The following is a 1,900-nucleotide window of genomic DNA, read 5'->3' on the forward strand; positions in this document are numbered from 1 at the left end:
TCCGCAGTGGCCTGCAATCCGCCACGGGGCGACCAGACCACAGGCTTGCCCATTGCGCGGGCCAGCACAAAGGCTGGCAAAGTCGGCATGTTGTAGGTGCCTGTCACATGCACGACATCCGCCCAGTGGATCGCCGCAGGCATCCGCGCCAAGAGCCCCGGCGCAATACAATGTCCCGCCATGCGCCGCGCATAATGCACAGGATAAGCAAGCGGCACTGGCACCACCCGATCCGCAATGGCAGGGCCTGCCGCATCGCCTGTCAGGACCCGCAACTGGACACCATCCAAGGCGGAAACCCCGTCACAAATCGCCTTGGTGGACCAGATCGGACCGCCCCAATAGGTCGCAGGATAGAACGCGGGAACAATATGCAAAATCTTCATGCGGCAACCTCCTTGGTGCTGCGATGGCCAATGATGCGCGCCGGATTACCCGCCACAATTGCGCCTGCCGGCACGTCACGGGTGACAATCGCACCGGCACCGATGACCGCATGCGCACCGATCTGCGCACAGGACGGCAGGATCACCGCGCGCGCACCGATCCAGACCCCCGCGCCAATGACCTTGGGCGCAGGGCGGGCGGCACTATGGGGATCAAGCCCGTGATCATGGGTGAAAATCAGGGCGTGCTCGGACACCAGAACATCGTCGTGGATGGTCAGCCCACCCTCCATGTCCAGATGGGCACACTGGTTGACCTGCACGCGGTCCCCGACCCGCAGGCCGGCATGCGCGCCCCTGCCCGACACCCCGACACCGCGCCAGAAATAGCAGTCCGCACCCAGTTCAACCTGCGCGGGGCTGTCAAACCGGACCCCCGCCTGAAACCGCGTTCCGGCACCCGTTTTCGCAAGGCTGGCACGGTGCAGCCGTGTCGCCAGCACAGCGCCCGCGCGGCGCGTCAAAGCGGCCGCGATGCGCAAGACCCAGAACATCACCCTAAACATGCGCCACCCCCGCGTACCTGACAGGGCGCGCGCGCAAACGCGGCACGAAGACCATAATCATCGCCATGATCAGCACGGCCTGTACAACCGCAGCAACGATAAATCCGCTGAATGATGAATGCAGCGTGGCCTGCACGAAAGGGTAAAGCAGCAAGGGGTAGAGATAGAACGTGCCAAGGCGCAGGCAGTGACGCGGTGCAAGCAAGACCACCTCGGCGCGCCGGTATACCCAGCCCAGCACAAACCCGACAAAGGCCCCTGCCCAGCCGAAATTCATGAACGCCTCACCGGGACCAGTGACGTTGAATGCGCCGCCCGTCGCAACGTCCATGACATCGCGTTTGAAAAAGACGCCCAAATCAATCGCAGGCTTGTCCAGCCAAAGCGCACGGGGCACCCAGCCGAAGGTCCACCAGCCATAGCTTTCGCCCAGCAAATAGGTGTCCGGCCTGACCTGATCGGTGACCATCACGGCGGCGTTGATATCCAGAAAATAGGTTGATCTGACAACCTGCTCCAGCAGGCCCGCATCCACACCGCGCAGGGCGGTCATATAGGCGGCCATGCCGAACACACCCGCCGCCCCCGCCATCATCCATAGGACCGACCGCAGCCCTGTCGCGCCCCCCACAATCAGATAGGTGGCACAGGCAAAAACCAAGAGTTCCACAAGCTCGAACCGGTCCCCTGAGACCAGCGCAATCATCACCAGCAAAAGCGCCAGAACACCTGCCTGCAACATGAGCCACGGCGCACGCAGCACCAGTCCCTGCGCCAGAAGCAACACAAAGGCGCATTTGGGCACGACAAACAGCATCTTGATCCCCGCAAGCGTCGCACCCACGCCCTCACGGTTCACATTGATCTGCTTGTCCTGATTGAAAGCGGTCAAAAGATCAGCGGAAAAGAGCGACAACCCACGGGCCTGCAGGATCAGCGCAAAGGTCA

Annotated in this window: 2 protein-coding genes and 1 pseudogene; all 3 read right to left on the reverse strand. The window is 62.4% G+C overall.

What is annotated here, in order from left to right; all coding sequences use genetic code 11:
* A pseudogene (locus tag VGP75_RS06010) lies at positions 1 to 386 on the reverse strand (glycosyltransferase); the annotation flags it as partial.
* Complete coding sequence (locus tag VGP75_RS06015) at positions 383 to 952, reverse strand: acyltransferase (RefSeq protein WP_327542787.1); 570 nt, start codon at positions 950 to 952, stop codon at positions 383 to 385. The gene VGP75_RS06015 and the pseudogene VGP75_RS06010, both read right to left, overlap by 4 nt.
* On the reverse strand, positions 945 to 1,900 hold a 956-nt coding region (locus tag VGP75_RS06020), incomplete at its 5' end, for an oligosaccharide repeat unit polymerase (RefSeq protein WP_327542788.1). The genes VGP75_RS06015 and VGP75_RS06020, both read right to left, overlap by 8 nt.

The sequence above is a fragment of the Yoonia sp. genome, from assembly GCF_036007805.1.
In the GTDB taxonomy this organism is placed as follows: domain Bacteria; phylum Pseudomonadota; class Alphaproteobacteria; order Rhodobacterales; family Rhodobacteraceae; genus Yoonia.